We start from the raw sequence: 17,334 nt of genomic DNA on the forward strand, positions 1-17,334 counted from the left end.
ATTTGGGCTCCAAGTCCAAAGTTCACTCGCAATTCGTTGTAGACCGCTTTTTGCAGCTTAGCACCATTGCTGGTTTTACCTGCGTCAAAAGCGACTTGTGAAGTATAGTTCAAGGCATCTCGGTAGGTTAAAGTAGTCTGAGACACCAAAGCTTTTTGCTCGGCAGTCAGGTTGAGTTTTAGCTTGGCGGTGATTACTTGGGACATTACATTCACAAACTCTGGTGTTATTGTATCTCGTGAAAACTAATACTGCAATAGCGGAAATCAAAGATTTGCTCGGCAGTCAGGCCTGGCGCGCATTCCTCCCGGCACTCAACTGAGTACAGTTAGAGTGCGGGACTTTTGCTGTCTAGTTGAACCGCAGAGGGCGCAGAGGGCGCAGAGGGGAGGGGGATGAATTCGTATCTGTTGGCATCAGGCAGAAGCCAGAAAGTTTTAATACCAATTCCCCAATTACCAACTAAATGCTAAACTTTCAGCGTCAAGCCGCCTTTGGTATCACCAGCCAGTACGATCGCCCGCGACAGCTTACCACAAAAAAATTATCCTCAAAGCTAGTTAAATTTTTAACTTTCACGCCGCAGCCATGCAATACAAAAAATTATCGCCGAAATTTTGGGCAGACTTACCAAAATTGACTGTTAAGCGTATGATACCGTCACTTTTGGGCTCTGTGTCGATCGGTGCGAGTTTGGCCGCGGCCGCAGTAGCGACTGTGCAAATAACGCAGCAACCAGCAAATGCTTCTACAGTCACAAGTTGGCAATTCGATCCCGCTACAAATCAGCTAGAAATTACTCTCCCAGAGGGAACGACTCCCCAATATTCTCTAATCAACCCGAGTCAAATTGCTGTGGATTTGCCCAATACTGAGATGGGAGTGGATGCAACTCAGCTATACCCGCAAGGCACTGTCCGTTCTGTGGGCGCGAGTCAACTGCGGGCGGGAACCACAAGAATTTTGGTCAATTTGGCTCCGGGAGCTGCTTTCAACGGCGAACAAATTCAATTCCAAAGAATCGGGGTAGAAAATCGCTGGGTGTTGCGTCCGCAGATCGAACTTACTCAGAGCGCGGAAACTCCTGAAACTCAACCCCAGCCTGGAATACAAGTACCGCAAAATGAGCCGCCGTTCGATTCTAACTCAACTGCTGCCGAGGAGCTCGATCGGCAACCGTCTCCTGTTTCCCCGAATTCCGCTACAAATTATGCACCGCAGCCAACTCCAAACGACCAAATCCGACCGATAAAAGTGCCTTTAGTCAGTGTTCGCCTTGATGAACGCCAAGGTGGTAGAGCTGCTGCTGTACCCAGCCTAGAGCCTCAAAATACGGCTGCTGCTGCACCCCAAAAGCGGATACTTACCTTTGGCGAACCGCTTCCGGGCGATCGCCCGAATCGGCCGGGGCAAGTTGTCGCTGGCGCGAATGTCTTGTTGGCGGCAGGCGCAAAACTCAATTTGCTGTACCCGGGCGATCGACCTTTGCGCCTTGCGCGTGTAAAACCCAGCCCACAGGAAGTGCTGCTGCTGCAAGAGGGCATTCTCGACAGCAGCGGAAATACGATCGTACCTCCGAATACGCCAGTCATCGGTCGGTTTGAAACAACTAACCTCGGCAGTCGATTTGTGGTGGAAGCTATTAATCTCAACGGCCGCGATATTCCTCTGTTTGCTCGCTCCGAACCCGTGGCAGGCCGCCGACAACAGCCGGACGATCGCAGCCTGTTCCGCAACAGCGGTATTGGTGGCTTAGCTTTGTTCTTGCTGAGCGGCTTTTCCGGCATCGGTTTGCTGGCTGGAGCGGCCGCAGGTGTTGCTACAACTTATGTCGCTGCTCCTCAACCTGCTACTATTCAACCGGGTCAAATTTTGCAAGTTCAGTTAACCGAAGATTTGCCTCAATTAGGTTTGTGATTTTGAAATACAGGAAGGACTTAGGCAAAGCCTAAGTCCCCAGCCAAAATCTGTACTTTAGTAAGCCTAAAAACCCCTCTCGTTGGCGGTTTAGAAATTTTGACCTTCCACCGTTGGGGCGATCGAACCCGGTTGGTTGAGGAACAGGTTTTTAGCGCCGTCGTTTTGGTAAATACAGTTAATTTCCGGTTGACCTTCCAACGGCCCGGTGAAGCCAAAGGTGTTCATGCGATTTTTGCACTCGCGCACTTGGTTTTGGTCGATCAGTTTTCTTTGTTCGAGAATTGCCCAGTTATTAGTTCGCAGGACGCAGCCAGGGCGCATACTCGGCTGCGAAATGTAGACGTTAAATGGGTTGAGGGTGAGGTAGAGGCGCATATCTGTCACCATCGCGCTGGCTCCAAACTGCACGCAAAGTTCTGGGTTGGGGGCGCTGCGATCGATAAATTCGCGGGATGCTACGTTTTCTGGGCTAATTGTAGCTGTGGAGCTAAAGGCGATGCCAATCCCAACTCCCAGAATAAAAACGGCTGTTAAAATCCCTAGGGTAGCGGAATTGAGAAAAGAAGGTTTGCCTGACTGAGGTTGGCGGCGCGACTGTCCGCCAAACGAGCTGGTGTCTTCGTCTCGGAATGCGTCGCTGAATCTGTCGTCGTTGTAGGAGTTAGGTTTGCGTTTCATATTATTTAGATTCTGTCTGTTCTGGGGACTCAACAGGTAGTAGTTTTTTATTTTTAACTGCTCTGGCCTTTCTAATATTATGGCCTTAATAAGGTGGCGGCTGCAGGCAGGAAGCACTCCGGCTGCGTCTGGTGTCGGCTGTTGGGGGCGATCGGGCAAGATATCGCCTTGTCTGATTTTTCAGATTTCAATAAAATAGCTGAAAGTGGGATAGTCTTGCACGGGGGAAGAATCCGGGTCGAGATTATTCACAAATTTTAACATTTTACAAATCAGGAGGTATAGATTAGTGTCTGTCGAAATTATTCAAAAGCCTTCCACAGTCCGCAAGCTTGCACCGCGCTACCGCGTTCTGCTGCACAATGATGATTTCAATCCTATGGAGTACGTGGTGCAGACTTTGATGGCGACGGTACCGAGTCTGACTCAGCCACAGGCTGTGAATGTGATGATGGAAGCCCACACGAACGGGCTGGGACTTGTGATTGTTTGCGCTCTGGAACACGCGGAGTTTTACGCTGAAACGCTCAACAATCACGGATTGAGCAGCACCATCGAACCTGACGATTAAAACAGTACGGGCACTCGAAAAGCTTCGCCCAGCCGGTTTCTGACTCGTACCCGATACCGCTCATATCAAAAAGCCAAGGGTTGAACCCCTGGCTTTTTGGTATGTTTAATGCGGTCGATCGGGAAACTTGAAGAGCAGGGTCGGGATCGACTAGACCGGAAGTGGTTCGCACGGTGGTTCGGACCTAGGCGAGTTCGATCGCCTGCTTCCTGCTCTCCAATCTCAACTCTCGATCGTCAGGAAATTAATAACGTCCTCCGCCTCCGCCGCCGCGAGCAAATTTTCCTGGGCCGCCACCGCCCCGGTTGCCGCCGCCCCGGCCGCCTTCATCTTCGCGGGGCTTAGCTTTGTTAACTTTGAGATCGCGACCCATCCACTCAGCTCCGTCGAGAGCAGCAATCGCTGCATCTTCTTCTGCATCTGTTGACATTTCTACAAAGCCGAAGCCGCGGGGGCGACTGGTTTCCCTGTCGGTAGGTAGATGTACTCGCTTAACGGTTCCGTATTCGGCGAAGACGGTGGTGATGTCTTCTTGGGTAACTTGGTAGGATAAGTTACCGACGTATATCGACATGAGGAATAACTCCAAAATTTAGACAGTGCAAAGATTTCAGTTTCGGAGAGTTCCCTGCCGATACAGAAGGGCAAGTTTTTAGACAATTCTGTAGCAATGAACAAAGCCTGCAACCGAATCTGATACACTTGGGATTTTAACACAGAATAGCGTTTTTTGAATAGGTTTGGGCAGTGAATTAGGTCGTTACAATTAAACGTGAAGTTTTCAGGGATTTAGAAACCCCGTTTCTCGGTGCGATGTTTTGTCAAGTGGCAGCACAGACAGTTGTCGGGGCGGCTGACTACCGCACGAAAGATACGTCCACTTTCCCAAAATTGGTACTCAATGCTAGATTCAGGTTTTCCAGGGCTTCGATCAACCAAACTACGCCTTCTCGGGTAGAAAGTTCGTAGTGACCGAACAAAATTGCCAACCGCTTTTCTAGATAGGGCTTGACTTTGCCGCAAATTAGCACGATTTTCAGCAGCAAACCTGTGGTTTGGGTGGCCCCGAGGTTGGAGATCAGGTCGATGAAGACAAAGTGGTTGGGCCGCGCTGGACTCTCTACTACTAAAAAGTTCAATAACTGGCTGCAAGTTCTGATCGTTAAAAATTCGTTTAACTGGCGATCGTCGTTGTGGGGCAAGGTATTTTGTAGCTGCTTATACAGTTTTTCGCTAAATTGACATTTGCCGTAGCGATCGTCGGTGACGGAAGAAATCAAGTATTCGTACAAGTCGTCTTTAAAGGAGCCGTAGGACTGGTTTGTGGTGGTGTTCGCCCTGAAGCGCCGCGCTAGCTGTCTGTAGGTATCGGCTCCTTCTACTTTTCCGACAAATTGCTTGAGCGCAAAGAACAGTTCCGGGTCGCTCAACAAGGTCGGGTTTTTTATAGGCTGTATATTCCTGCCGAAGGAAAGTGAGGTTTGTCGCCTGGCTGTTTGGGCTTTTCTGACTTGGTGAGCGACGTATTGCGAGAGGTCGATTTCAAATTGCTGCTGCTTTTGGGCTTGGATTTTTTTAATGATTTTTTGCTGTTCGTAGGTGCTGTCGTCGCTGAGGAGGCAGTGTTTGTAGAGGTAAGGATATCGCGGAATTAAGTTTCCGAGGGCTAGGGTGGCGGGGGTTTTGGTGTTGCTGCTGTCTTCGTTGCTGTGGGTGATGACTTTGGCTAAGCGTTTGAGGGCTAGGTACTGTTCGCTTTCGGTAAATTGATTTACTAATTGGGGGATGGAGTGAACCGATCGCGATCGACTGTATCCAATTACTATTTTGGGGACTTCTTCAAACACGGCGATCAGTTCGGGGATGGCTGCTTGCTTGCTGGGGTATGTTTGCCAGCGGTTGATCGGGATGTGGCAGCAGCGGTTGAGGATGTACTTGAATTCTTGTTGGGCGTGTTTTGAGGCTGCTATTTTTTCGAGTGCGTCGGCGACGGTGCGATCGGGATATCCGGTACGGCGGACAAACAAAGTACGAAAGCGGTCGATCAGTTCGGCCGGCTGCTCTACTTGTACCAGCTCCAGCCAGTGGTTGTAAAGTAACTGTTCTGCTTCGTGGTTTTCTCTGTTGTAGTCGTTCACTGTTCAATAACCCTCCGAGGATTTGAGACGAGCTTTAAGCGCCATTGGTTTGATGAATTGGCAGATGAAGCACCACAAAATTGAGTCAACCGAGCTTCTCGCCGGACGGGGCGCGAGGGGTGGAAGCGGTGAGCGCAGACAGTCGATCGATATTTTTTGCTTAATTAAGCTATTTACCAACACCAGCATTACATGAATTGTTGTCAATTAGCAAGGCCTAAAAGTACCATAAATTTTGTAAAGTATTGGTAAAAATGGGGAACATCTGAGTTTTCTATTTGTAGTGCGAACTTAATATGTCGCTGGCGGATATATCTGCCAGCCAGGGGGGACGATTCCCAGGCGTTAAAACAACACTTTTTGCCAAGGCCAGATGCTCCCTAAAAATGTGGGTTGGTTCGATCGGATTCCTGATGTCGGGCGGACGATTTAGTATGAGGATTGACTTTGACAATTCTCGCCGACTCTCTGTCATACCATATTCGATCGGCGATTGGGGATTGGGAACCCCGGCTTCATCGGTTGGATTCTTTGAGTGAAAGTGGTGCGAGTTAAATTTGAGGAAGGGCGAGGTAGGATTAGCTGTGAAAATAATTATTTGAAATGTGAGTGCTGCTAATATGGTTTGTCGCGTAAGTATCGCCCGACTTGCTGAAATTTTAACTGTACCTTTGCCTGCGGTGTCTGAGGGCATTTTGACAGTTGTAGGGACAGGTATTGCCACAGATACGCGCACTCTTGAGGGGGGCGAAATATTTTTGGCGCTGCGGGGAGGCAATTTTGACGGGCATAAATTTGTGGCTGCAGCCCGTGATTTGGGAGCGATTGCGGCGGTGGTCGATCGCTCTTGGCAAGAGGAATTGCCTAATTTTCCGGTGTTGCGCGTTGACGATACTTTAAAAGCTTACCAGGCGATCGCCCGTTGGTGGCGCGACCAGTTCAGTATACCTATAGTTGCTGTTACAGGTTCTGTCGGTAAAACTACTGCTAAAGAGTTAATTGCGGCGGTTTTGTCAACGAGAGGAAATGTTCTTAAAACTCAATATAACTACAACAATGAAATTGGAGTCCCAAAAACTCTATTGGAGCTTTCGCCGTCACACAATTATGCTGTAATTGAAATGGGAATGCGCGGGTTCGGCGAAATTGCGCTGCTGTCACAAATTGCGCGTCCTACTGTTGCGGTAATTACTAACACTGGAACGGCGCATATCGGGCGACTGGGTTCGGAAGATGCGATCGCAATCGCTAAGTGCGAACTTTTAGCCGAAATGCCTACAGATAGCATTGCTATTCTCAATCACGATTCTGACAGATTAATCGCAACTGCGGCGCTTTTTTGGCAGGGAAAAACTTTAACCTACGGTTTAGAAGGCGGGTATTTGTGCGGAGAATTGCTCAATCATGATACCATGTTAGTAGAAGGTGTGGAATTGCCGCTGCCGCTAGCTGGGCGGCACAATGCTGTAAATTATTTGGCTGCTTTGGCTGTAGCAAAAGTGTTAGATATTGATTGGGAAGTGTTACAGCAAGGTTTGTCGGTTGAGTTACCGGATGGAAGGGCGCGCCGCTACGATTTACCCGATGATATTGTGATTCTTGACGAGACTTACAATGCTGGTTTGGAGTCGATGTTGGCGGCTTTGAGGTTGTTAGCGGATACTCCGGGAAAGCGCCGGATTGCGGTGTTGGGTACGATGAAGGAATTGGGCGAAAGGGCGATCGAATTTCACCGACAAGTGGGAAAAGCGGCGCAAGAGTTAAAGCTTGATGCTTTGTTTGTGTTTGCAGATTTTGAGGAAGCGGCGGCGATGGCTGCGGGTGCGGCTGGTTTGCCTTTTTTGGAGGTTGGAGATATTGCGGCGCAAAATGGGCGGGAAGATTTAGCAAAGCGGTTGTTGGGATTTGTTGAAAAGGGCGATCGTATTTTATTTAAAGCTTCTCATTCGGTGGGATTGAATCGAGTTGTGGAGAAGTTTAGGGCAGATTTGGCGGGGGAAGAATAGAAGAGAAATTTGGCGGTTTAGAGTCGGCGATTTAAAGAGACTTTTGGCGAACCAGAATGATGCCACCCAGACTGGCATCATTCTGGTTTTCAAAGTGAAGACGATCGCCACTCTCGCCCTTACTGACTTGCTCCTGTAAGCATTCGCTCTAACACTCGCTGCATCACCTGAAGTTCACGATCATCCAGGTGACAGGCAAAGTATTCTGCGATTCCTTCAGCATAAACCGTCCACATTTGCTGTTGCATTGCCAATCCTGCCTCAGTCAGCACGGCATAGGTGCACCGCCGATCGCTCGGACAGCGTTCTCGATACAGCAGTCCGGCTTTTTCCAGGCGATCGGGATTGATTGTAGTGAAATTCGATTTTCTTTAAAGGGCGATCGCAGCTATCCTTCTTGTGGGTTTTTCAAGCGCGTTCTCAGGCGTTGCAGCACATCCATCCGCTCGTGATAAATAGCAACAACCACCATCGGACTTCCCGATCTCATGATGCCAAAAATATAATGGTGCTGACATCGGGTTACGCGCAAACGGGGATGAATGTTTTTCAGATCCCGATAGAAGCCCTGGCTACCCGCAAGGTTTTCAGCACAGGTTTCCAGCGCAGCAACGTAATCTCGCGCCTGGGCTATGCCGTAATTGTTAACGGTGTACTCGATAATATCTGCTAAATCCTCTTCTGCGTAAGAGGTGAGTTCGTAGGATGGCATTACACTTTTCCCATCGCCGCCAGCTTCTCTTCCAAGACCTGGCTGAATGTCTTAGCCGATACTTCGCCGCGTTCGGCTGCCACTATGCGCTCCCTCAGCAGTTCTTTGAGTTCCTGCCAAGCCTGTTCTTCCTCTCGATCGCTAGAAGGAAACAGCCTTTCGAGTACAAACTCTTTAATAGATTTGCCCAGCACAGCCGCCATTGCCTTAATTTGCTGGTGCTGTTCGTCTGTTACCTCGATCGTTATCCTGCTCATAACGCCACATTGACGGAGTACCTTTCTAAGATATCCTAAAATGTAAAAAATTACAATTGTGATTTTTAGACTTTTCCTGGTGTCCCCAATGCGATCGAGCAGCTTAACTGGCAATTGTTATCATAAGTTTATGGATCGAGAGGTTATCTAATGCTAGAAACCACCATCCTAGAAAGCCTAGTCAAGTTGCCAGATTCTCTGAAACAGGAAGTGCTGCACTATATAGAATTCTTAGTTTTAGTCAGCTGCAACGAAGTGTTGGATGCTTATGTTGTTCGTGGATTTTCGACACAGATCGTATTTCTCTGGTGTTGCAGGGTAATCCCAAAGTAATCGCGCAACTAGGAAAAGCCTCTGCACAGACTTTGGTATCATACTGCAAATGTGATATAGTTACTAGATATCTCCGAAAATTCGCTCTCAGCCCAGACAGGGCAAGGGTTTAAGGTAGTCTTTCGGAGATATCTACTAGCTGTGCGGAACTTACGAGTTGTCTTTGATTCGCCGTATAGGTATTTTGTCAGCTACTACCTGAATACTTACCAAATAACTTTCCCAAAGCTTATGTATATCTATATTACACAGCAGTGCCATGATAACGCTGAAAAGTATTATATCCAACCTAAAATCACTGAACTTTATGATAACTCCGAAGTGTTAGATCTCTTCGATCCAATTTATCCTTACTGGAAGCGAAGAATAGGGAAATACAGGTTATTAGCAAAGATCGAAGAGGTCGATAATGAGAAGATTCTCTGCTTACTAAATATTCTGGAGCGAAAAAGTCAAGAGTATGAAGAATTTACAGACAAAAATAAACGTCAAAAATTTGGTCAAGACAAGTTAGAGTCATTACTGAATGATGATGAGATTAAGGAATGGCTAAATGAACAAAAAGAATCGGTTTGTCAACAGCAAAACAAACGCGAGCCTCTTCCAAACGATCTGTTAGTCTGGCTAGAGCTACCTAGCTGGAGTAAAGACTCTAAAGACTTGGTGATTTACGAAAGCGAACAATGGTTGAAAAAGTGCGGACAAGAGAGAATCAAAGACCGACGGGAAACTTTCAAAAATATTATTCTCGACATTATTAGTCAAAATGATGTGGAAGATGAAAGCACAAGTTGCTCTCGTGTAAAGTTATATAGCAACACGGAAGGGTTATCGATTTTGTTTAGTAGGATCGAAACTATTGCTACTGAAGATACGTCCTCTAGAAAAATTTTATTTTTGCTTGCTCCTTTTCTTGAAAAACCATCGGATGACCCTATAAGAGAAGTAGTAGAGGCGATCGATCTTCCCGACTTTGGTGAAAATGTTAATAATCTTCCGGCTCAATTGAGTATGGATGAGTTAGCTCGTCTAGCCCGACGTTCTTATCCAGCATACCTACTATTAGATTTTGAAAGTTGGCTAGCTATTGAAAAAGATGACGAATCAAATCTAGCTCTCTCAGTGGAAGAAGAACAAATTTTAGAATCTATTTCAACTCCACAAAAACCCTCCCTACCGATGTTTATCAATGGACGAGCTGGGAGTGGCAAATCTACAATGTTATTCCACCTTTTTGCTGATTACTGCGATCGCCACTGGAACTCTTGTCAAGCAGGAGAATATGATTTTTATCAAAAGCCACACCCTCTTTTTCTAACTTACAGCGAGAGCCTGCTCAAGGTAGCTAAAGATTCAGTGCAAAGCCTTTTAAAATCTCATCATAAATTTTTATCAGATAGAGAAACGCCAGAAGCAGAAACACCAGATGTAAAACCATTTTTTCAACCCTTCCAGAAATTTTTATTAAATTTTTTATCATCTACAGAATACGACCGATTTAAGCCAGAAAAATACATTTCTTATAACCAGTTTCGACAGCTTTATAATGATTCTAAACTCCCAGAAGCAAGAAATAAACGCTACTCAGCAGGGCGATGCTGGTACATCATTAGAACTTTGATTAAAGGCTACTCTCTTGATGGATATATAAACGAAGACGATTATAAAGAATTACCGCGCGAGGAACAACGCAAGATTCCAGAAGAGACATTCAAAGGAATTTATAAAACGGTTTGGAAATGGTATGAAAGGCTAATTGAAGATAAGGGCTACTGGGACGATCAAGACTTAATTAGAATAGTCCTAGAAGGGAAACGTTTCTCTTCTGAATACACGGCAATTTTTTGCGATGAATCTCAAGATTTTACGAGACTAGAACTGCAACTCATCGTCAAGCTTTCTGTTTTTTCTAAATATGATTTTGGATTTAACTATGTTTCTGTCCTACCCTTTACCTTTGCTGGCGATCCTTTTCAAACCTTAAACCCTACTGGATTTCGTTGGGATAGCGTCGGGGCATTGTTTTACAACGAAGTTGTAATGAGGCTCGATCCAGCAAGTAAACTTAATATAAAGATGAATTTTAAGGAGCTACAAGTTAATTATCGCTCTAGCTCATCTATCGTTAAAGTGACCAATTTAATCCAATTGTGGCGCTGTGTTCGTTTCGGCCTACCTGACATTAAGCCACAAACTCCGTGGCAAAAAAAAGACAGTTTTTCTAAACCGCAAAAGTTTATTTTTGGTCAGAATCTCTCGTTAGACGATTTAAAAAGCCATATCGACAATAAGCCGATTTTTATCCTACCCTGTGAAGCTGGCGGGGAAATTGACTATATCAAAAGTGATGAAATTCTTTTGGAATTATTTCCACAAGCCAAGGAGGGAAAAACGCCAGAGAACGTATACAGTGCCATCAAAGCAAAGGGTCTGGAGTTCCCGCTGGTCATCCTATACAAATTTGGGCATGAGTTGGCTCAAGAAGAATACAATGCGAACTTTGTATGGAACTTTGACGCTAATAGTCAAAGAGATTCAGTAGAGTTAGAATACTACTTTAACAAGCTTTACGTTGCGGCTAGCCGAGCGATGTCTGATTTGGTTGTCATTGACTCAAAAGAAGGAGATGAATTGCTGTGGCAGCAGGCTAGTGACGATCGGATCGATGGATTCCTTGAGCGGTTGGAAGCTGATAAACGCCACGATTGGACAGATTTACTCGGAACTATCAGCACAGGGCAAAGTCTAGAAGTGCTGGATCAAGACAACCGAGAACTCCAAGCAAAGCAGATGAAGAAGCAAGGATTGGCAGAGGAAAACCCAGAGTTACTCAGAAATGCAAAAGCGTATTACTCTGTGTTAGGAGATACAAAAGAAGTTGACCTCTGCGAAGCTTGGGCGCTCAAATTCGATAATCATTTTAGTGAGGCTGGTCAACTTTTCTTGAAGCGAGGTAAGAAGGAAGAGGCTTGGAAGTGCTTCTGGGAGGGAGCTTGTTGGAAAGAATTGAAGCGATGGTGTGAAGAAAACCCCAATCAGAAACCAGTAGAGCTTTCTTTAGTGGCATTCATGATGGAGGAAGATCCGAAATCTTTCGATGTTCTCAATAAATTCACCGAGTTCCTTGAAAAGCGTAATGAGAACAACTCACTGAAAAACTGCCGTTCGAGCAAACCCTGGCAAGCAGCGATCGAGGAATATGCCAGCCAAATTGATATAAAGTTGATGAACGAACAGAGTCTCACCTGCGATCAATGGCAACGATTTGGAAATCTATTACAAGACTTGCAACAAGCTGGTTATAACAAAACAATAGAAGTGGCGGGAAGTTCTTTCTACCAAGCCAAAGATTATAAAGGTGCTGTGCGCTGCTGGGATCAGTGTGAAGTTCCCCAAAAGCGCAAGTATAACTTAGCTAAAGCTGAAGTCGAAGGTTTTCCCCAAGGCTTACAATACCTCCAAAAAGAAGGAGAAAATCAGCAGATTGTTCAGGAGTGGGAAAGAAAAGGAAAACCCGATAAATCTCAATGGTTAGACTATGTTGTACCAGCCCTTCAAAACCAGAATGGACATCAAGAGCTAGTTGATTACTTAATTCAGCGAAAATTGTGGATCAAAGCCATAGAAGCAATAGCTAAGCATCCTGATGCCAATGAAGCAAAAAGTTTAAAGTTTAAGTTCGTGCGTGAAATTGCTTACTCAGATCTTACACCAGGTACTGCTCTACAGGAACGCCAACGTTATCAGAGCTTGATAACTTCAGTTCGAGGTTTTTCCGACTGGAAGCAGGCTCTAACTTTACAAGAAGTTGGTACTGCAATGGAGAGAATTGGTGAGCTTGTGCCATGCTTAGAATTTTATGAGCAATTTGTAGATGATTCCAACTCTAAGCAACGAAATTTTGCACGAGAGCGTTGGATTGCCACTAAGAAAAAGCAGGTAGACTACGAGCGAAGCACAGATGGTGGCAAATTTAAGCAAAGACAAGACGAACTTGATGAGAATGCTCGTAAATGGAGTATAAATCTAGATTCAGTCTCTGACCTTCCAGAGCTTACTGTTCCACTAGCAGAGCCATCAAACACGGAAGTCAAGAGAGAAGCTGATTGGAAAACTTTAGGTAATGGCGTCGAACAGCGTGACATAGGTCGTCTTAAATTGATGAGAATCAAGACGATTAAGCAGCTAACTATTACTGATGATACATCCAAGATATTGCAAGTAACTTTGGATTCTGGGAAATGCACCATTAAAGGTAAAGTTGAAGATGTGGAAGTATCGGGCAGCAACAGATTATTTTTCAAGGTTCCTGAAAGTGGTTACACCTGTGAAGTCTTCTACACTGATGCTTCTCCCACGCTTGAACTGAATATTCAAGGTCTATCAGATAAAATCATCATAAAACTCTAAAGATGAAAGTATTTTGAAGATAGCTGTTGCAGTCAGCTAGGGCAATTACAGATAGTAGGGTGCGTCAGTCCATAAGCGTTTCCCTTGTCCAGTAAGTATTCTAACTGACGCACCCTACAAGGCTGAAACTAAAAAGAGCCTCAAACGCCGCCATCCCGATCGTGAATCGCCCTCCTTCACTCTCCTGACTGAATTTGACTCCTCACCCACTCCCGGAACAAGCGAATTAAAGCATTTTCTTTTGTAGTCCTCCTCAATTCCAAAAACCGCAGCATCTCAACTTGCGACAAAAAAGGGAAAGTCGGAGAAACATCTCTTTCTGTATATTCCTGTGATTCCAACTGATAAATTATTAAACGATTTCCGTCGTAGCGCCAAACTTCCGGTACGCCTAAACTTGCATATAAAGAAAGTCGATCGATCGAACTGCTAGTCACGTCTATTTCCACCACTAAATCTGGTGGCGGATCTTGATTGAGATCGATTTGTTCTTTGTCCCAAACCACATCCTCATTTTCGATATAATAGCACTGATCCGGTTCCAAGCCGCGAGCCAAATCTTCGCGCCTGCAAGTTAGTGAACCCAAACTGCAAATTTCAACATTCAATTCATCACTCACACTTTCTACAAAACGTCCCAAGATTTTTTTGTACTTTTCGTGGGGTGCTGATGGAGTCATAATTTCTAAATTTCCCCGATCGTAAGTCAGGCGAATTCCTCTCTGTTCGGCTAACTCATTCAGCAGGGATTCGTAAGTTTTCCAGCTAATATTTTTTAGCAGAATTCCGCTAGTTTGACTCTGGATCAGGGTGGCTGTCATGGCTACCTGCCTGGGTTGTAGATTATTGATTGTATCTTAGCAAAAAGTAATTTTATTGACGGGCGATCGCCCTTTTAGAGCGACTTTTGCAGCGAGCATCTCTTTCGGAGAGTAAAAAGCATTTTTTAGGAGTGTGAAAATAAAATTGGGATAAGCAAAGGCGCATCTAACTTTTAGTATCAAGTGCGATCGAACTCTTGTGGGGTGTCCCGCCCGAAAAATACAATTTAGATCCGCCTCGGCTTATGCCCATTGACCAAGGTTAAAAACTAGAAAAATCTAGTTTTTAACCTTGGTGATTGAGTGCGACGAATCAATTCGTCGCACTCAATACACTACTTAGCGGCTTGACGCTCTTTCGCTTCCTTGATCACTTCCTCGGCGATGTTGCTCGGACAAGGAGCATAGTGCGAGAAAGACATGGAAAACTGGCCGCGGCCAGAGGTCATAGTACGCAAGTCGCTAATGTAACCAAACATTTCGCTCAACGGCACATCTGCCTTGATCCGCGCTCCTGTCTGGCTTGTCTCTTGAGATTTCATCATCCCCCGGCGGCGGTTGAGGTCGCCGATCACGTCGCCCATGTAATCATCTGGAGTGAATACATCGACATTCATAATCGGTTCGAGCAACTGAGGCCCGGCTTTAGGGAGAGACTGCCGATAGGCAGCTTTGGCCGCAATTTCAAAGGCCATCGCTGACGAGTCAACGGGGTGGAAACCGCCTTCTAGTAGGGTGAATTTCAAGTCCAGACAAGGGAATCCGGCCAATACGCCTTTGTCGATGCAGCTTTCAAAGCCTTTTTCGACCGCTGGCCAATATTCTCTCGGTACACTACCACCAGTTACTTTTGACTCGAATATGAAGCCACTTCCAGGCTCACCAGGCTCGATCACGTAGCCGATTTTGGCGAATTGACCGGAACCACCTGATTGCTTTTTGTGGGTGTAATCGTCTTCGAGACGCTTGGTAATCGACTCGCGGTAGGCTACCTGCGGTTCGCCAACTTCTACTTCGACGCCGTGGGTGCGCTTGAGAATGTCTACTTTGATGTCGAGGTGTAACTCGCCCATCCCCTTGAGAATCATTTCGCCGCTTTCTTGATCCGTCACCATGTGGAAGGATGGGTCTTCTTGTACCATCTTGGTGAGGGCTGCTCCCATTTTTTCTTCGCCGCCTTTCACCTTCGGTCTGACCGAAATCGAAATAACGGGATCGGGGAATACCATCGGCTCTAGGGTGGCGGGATTTTTGGGATCGCAGATGGTGTGTCCGGTGCGGACGTTTTTCATGCCGACGATCGCCACAATGTCGCCTGCTTGGGCCGATTCAATTTCTTCGCGAGAGTTGGCGTGCATCTCCACCAAACGGCTGACGCGCTCGGTTTTGCCTGTGGCTGTGTTGAGTACGGTGTCGCCTTTAGACAGTTTACCGGAGTACAGGCGCGTGAAGGTTAGAGCACCGTAGCGATCGTCCATGATCTTAAACGCCAGTGCCCGCAACGGCCTGTTGGGATCGACGATCGCAAACTCGCCGGTTTCTTCGCCCTCAAGATCGACTTCTGGCTGCGGTGTGACTTCCATCGGGTTCGGCAGGTAGTCAACTACAGCATCCAGTACCAACTGCACGCCTTTGTTTTTAAACGATGAGCCGCAGTAGGTGGGGAAAAATGCCCGATCGCGAGTACCTTTGCGAATACAGCGCTTGAGGTCGTCAATACTCGGTTCATTGCCTTCGAGATATTGTTCCATCAGAGCGTCGTCTTGCTCGACGGCCAATTCGATCAACTGTTCGCGGTATTTTTCGACATCATCGACCATATCGGCGGGGACATCTTTGATTTCGTAGTTCATCGGGTCGCCGGAGTCATCCCAGATCCAGGCTTTGCGGGTCAGCAAATCGACTACGCCGCAAAACTTTTCTTCAATGCCGATCGGCAATACCATCACCATCGGTTTAGCTGCGAGGATTTGATCGACTTGCTTGACAACGCGGTAAAAATCTGCGCCGGTGCGATCGAGCTTGTTGATGTAGACGATGCGAGCGACTTTGGAATCGTTAGCGTAGCGCCAGTTGGTTTCAGATTGCGGTTCAACTCCACCGGAACCGCAGAACACGCCGATGCCACCATCGAGAACTTTCAGCGAACGGTAAACCTCGATCGTAAAATCGACGTGTCCGGGAGTATCAATGATATTGAGCTGATGCTCGTTCCAGAAGCAGGTGGTAGCAGCCGATTGAATCGTAATACCGCGCTCTTGCTCCTGTTCCATGAAGTCAGTCGTCGCCGCGCCTTCGTGAACTTCACCTATTTTGTGGATTTTGCCTGTCAGTTTCAGGATTCTTTCAGTTGTGGTGGTCTTGCCAGCATCTACGTGGGCGAAGATGCCGATATTTCGATAACGAGTGAGATCTTTCATAATTACTGTTGAGATTAAATGCGACGAACCGTCGGCGACCACCTGTAAGCGTGACAAGCGAGGAATCAATGTTGCCTTTGGGGCCAGTACAGGCTAGATTTTTTTTTCCCTGTTTCTGGCATACATATCTTAATTTTGACACTTCTGAGTCATTCCTGCGAAGTATTCTTGGGTGATTGACACAATCACCGCACGGAAGCGGGCGGTGATTGTGGAGAGTTAACGGGATGTGCTACCAGAGCAGTCTGAACTTACCTCCCTTTTGGCAAGCGAGTCGGACAATGCCCTGTTCGACTTTTTGTCTGTTTTTGGCAGCATTTTCCTCGCTGTCTTGTTGCCTCCCACAAGTCAAACAAACTACCAACCTAATAGATACAGCCTTTCTCAGTTAGGTGAGGTACACTCCGGTAATTGGTAATTGGTAATTGGTAATTGGTGATTGGTGATTGGTAATTGGTAATTGGTAAGGGGTTATAAATCAGAGCTGGTAGCTAACCCGAACTCAAATTCATAATCCTGCAATTACCTATTACCTATTACCGCTCGCTCGTGCGGATCCCATGTTACTGAGAACCGCTACATATTAAAAGTCAATACCGTTGGCTTTCGTGCCTCAACCCAACCTACAATTATGCTTAACAATCGCGTATTGTCTTAAAAGTAGTAAAAAGATGCCGCTTTTATGATAGATAAAATCGATCGACCTTACACTACAGTAATACTGGCGATCAGTGCTGACGGTAAAATTGCAGATGCAGCCCGATCGCCCGCGAGATTCGGTTCAGCCAACGACAAAGCCCACCTCGAACAACAAGTCGCCGCCAGTGACGCGGTTTTGTTCGGCAACGGCACTTTACAGGCCTATGGAACAACGATGAGAGTGATTTCGCCGGAATTGCTCAAACAGAGAGAACTGCACGGGAAGCCCCCACAACCGACGCAAATCGTATGTTCGCGATCGTCCGAATTTGACCCGAATTTGCGCTTTTTCCAGCAACCGGTGCCTAGGTGGCTGCTGACTGCAGAAGGGGAAGATTGGGAGAGGGGGAGATTGGGAGAGGGGGAGAG

The 17,334-nt window shown here is 46.5% G+C and carries 15 protein-coding genes and 2 pseudogenes; 7 read left to right on the forward strand and 10 right to left on the reverse strand.

The window, feature by feature from the left end; genetic code table 11:
* Nucleotides 1-206, reverse strand: a pseudogene (locus tag WBA89_RS10880) (RNA-guided endonuclease InsQ/TnpB family protein); the annotation flags it as partial.
* A 430-nt stretch (nt 207-636) separates the two neighbouring features.
* On the opposite strand from WBA89_RS10880, the gene WBA89_RS10885 reads away from it, so the two are divergent.
* Complete coding sequence (locus WBA89_RS10885; RefSeq protein WP_424406298.1) at nt 637-1,917, forward strand: AMIN domain-containing protein; 1,281 nt, start codon at nt 637-639, stop codon at nt 1,915-1,917.
* Nucleotides 1,918-2,007: 90 nt separating this feature from the next.
* Here WBA89_RS10885 and WBA89_RS10890 read toward each other — a convergent pair whose 3' ends face one another.
* Complete coding sequence (locus WBA89_RS10890; RefSeq protein ID WP_424406299.1) at nt 2,008-2,598, reverse strand: DUF3172 domain-containing protein; 591 nt, start codon at nt 2,596-2,598, stop codon at nt 2,008-2,010.
* Nucleotides 2,599-2,887: 289 nt separating this feature from the next.
* Between WBA89_RS10890 and clpS the strand changes: the two genes are divergently transcribed.
* Nucleotides 2,888-3,169: an ATP-dependent Clp protease adapter ClpS gene (gene clpS, locus WBA89_RS10895; RefSeq protein WP_424406300.1), complete on the forward strand. Its 282-nt coding sequence runs from the start codon at nt 2,888-2,890 to the stop codon at nt 3,167-3,169.
* 244 nt (nt 3,170-3,413) lie between these two features.
* On the opposite strand, the gene WBA89_RS10900 is transcribed toward clpS, so the two are convergent.
* Both WBA89_RS10900 and WBA89_RS10905 read right to left on the reverse strand, forming a co-directional pair.
* A complete protein-coding gene (locus WBA89_RS10900; protein ID WP_424406301.1) occupies nt 3,414-3,743 on the reverse strand; it encodes an RNA recognition motif domain-containing protein in 330 nt (109 codons plus the stop codon).
* A gap of 283 nt (nt 3,744-4,026) precedes the next feature.
* Nucleotides 4,027-5,307: a hypothetical protein gene (locus tag WBA89_RS10905; protein ID WP_424406302.1), complete on the reverse strand. Its 1,281-nt coding sequence runs from the start codon at nt 5,305-5,307 to the stop codon at nt 4,027-4,029.
* 22 nt (nt 5,308-5,329) lie between these two features.
* Here WBA89_RS10905 and WBA89_RS10910 point away from each other — a divergent pair, with 22 nt between their 5' ends.
* Together WBA89_RS10910 and WBA89_RS10915 are read left to right on the forward strand one after the other, a co-directional pair.
* The gene (locus WBA89_RS10910; RefSeq protein WP_424406303.1) at nt 5,330-5,503 is read left to right on the forward strand and encodes a hypothetical protein; all 174 of its coding nucleotides are present in this window, start codon (nt 5,330-5,332) and stop codon (nt 5,501-5,503) included.
* A 424-nt stretch (nt 5,504-5,927) separates the two neighbouring features.
* Entirely contained in the window at nt 5,928-7,313 is a 1,386-nt protein-coding gene (locus tag WBA89_RS10915) for a UDP-N-acetylmuramoyl-tripeptide--D-alanyl-D-alanine ligase (RefSeq protein WP_424406311.1), read from the forward strand.
* A 119-nt stretch (nt 7,314-7,432) separates the two neighbouring features.
* Here the strand turns inward: WBA89_RS10915 and WBA89_RS10920 are convergent, their stop codons facing one another.
* The 4 genes and pseudogenes from WBA89_RS10920 to WBA89_RS10935 all read right to left on the reverse strand — a co-directional run bounded on the left by WBA89_RS10920 (nt 7,433) and on the right by WBA89_RS10935 (nt 8,282).
* Nucleotides 7,433-7,585, reverse strand: a complete 153-nt coding sequence (locus WBA89_RS10920; RefSeq protein WP_424406304.1) for a hypothetical protein — start codon at nt 7,583-7,585, stop codon at nt 7,433-7,435.
* Between the two features lie 9 nt (nt 7,586-7,594).
* Nucleotides 7,595-7,663: pseudogene (locus tag WBA89_RS10925) on the reverse strand (MarR family transcriptional regulator); the annotation flags it as partial.
* Nucleotides 7,664-7,701: 38 nt separating this feature from the next.
* Nucleotides 7,702-8,025 (reverse strand): type II toxin-antitoxin system RelE/ParE family toxin, encoded by a 324-nt coding sequence (locus WBA89_RS10930; protein ID WP_424406305.1) that lies wholly within the window; start codon nt 8,023-8,025, stop codon nt 7,702-7,704.
* Nucleotides 8,025-8,282 carry an antitoxin gene (locus tag WBA89_RS10935; RefSeq protein WP_293149085.1) on the reverse strand — a complete coding sequence of 86 codons (258 nt, stop codon included), beginning with the start codon at nt 8,280-8,282 and terminating at the stop codon, nt 8,025-8,027. Before WBA89_RS10935 ends, WBA89_RS10930 begins: the two co-directional genes overlap by 1 nt.
* 150 nt (nt 8,283-8,432) lie before the next feature.
* Between WBA89_RS10935 and WBA89_RS10940 the strand changes: the two genes are divergently transcribed.
* Together WBA89_RS10940 and WBA89_RS10945 are read left to right on the forward strand one after the other, a co-directional pair.
* Complete coding sequence (locus WBA89_RS10940) at nt 8,433-8,615, forward strand: DUF2281 domain-containing protein (protein WP_424406306.1); 183 nt, start codon at nt 8,433-8,435, stop codon at nt 8,613-8,615.
* Nucleotides 8,616-8,846: 231 nt separating this feature from the next.
* Nucleotides 8,847-13,025, forward strand: coding sequence for a hypothetical protein (locus tag WBA89_RS10945; protein ID WP_424406307.1), 4,179 nt, complete (start codon nt 8,847-8,849; stop codon nt 13,023-13,025).
* Nucleotides 13,026-13,201: 176 nt separating this feature from the next.
* Here the strand turns inward: WBA89_RS10945 and WBA89_RS10950 are convergent, their stop codons facing one another.
* A complete protein-coding gene (locus tag WBA89_RS10950) occupies nt 13,202-13,846 on the reverse strand; it encodes a Uma2 family endonuclease (protein WP_424406308.1) in 645 nt (214 codons plus the stop codon).
* Between the two features lie 335 nt (nt 13,847-14,181).
* Nucleotides 14,182-16,266, reverse strand: a complete 2,085-nt coding sequence (gene fusA / locus WBA89_RS10955; protein ID WP_424406309.1) for an elongation factor G — start codon at nt 16,264-16,266, stop codon at nt 14,182-14,184.
* Between the two features lie 682 nt (nt 16,267-16,948).
* Between fusA and WBA89_RS10960 the strand changes: the two genes are divergently transcribed.
* Nucleotides 16,949-17,334 (forward strand): RibD family protein (locus WBA89_RS10960; protein WP_424406310.1); only part of this gene is annotated, 386 nt, incomplete at its 3' end.

This window comes from Microcoleus sp. (genome assembly GCF_049646505.1).
Classification (GTDB): Bacteria; Cyanobacteriota; Cyanobacteriia; order Cyanobacteriales; family Microcoleaceae; genus Microcoleus.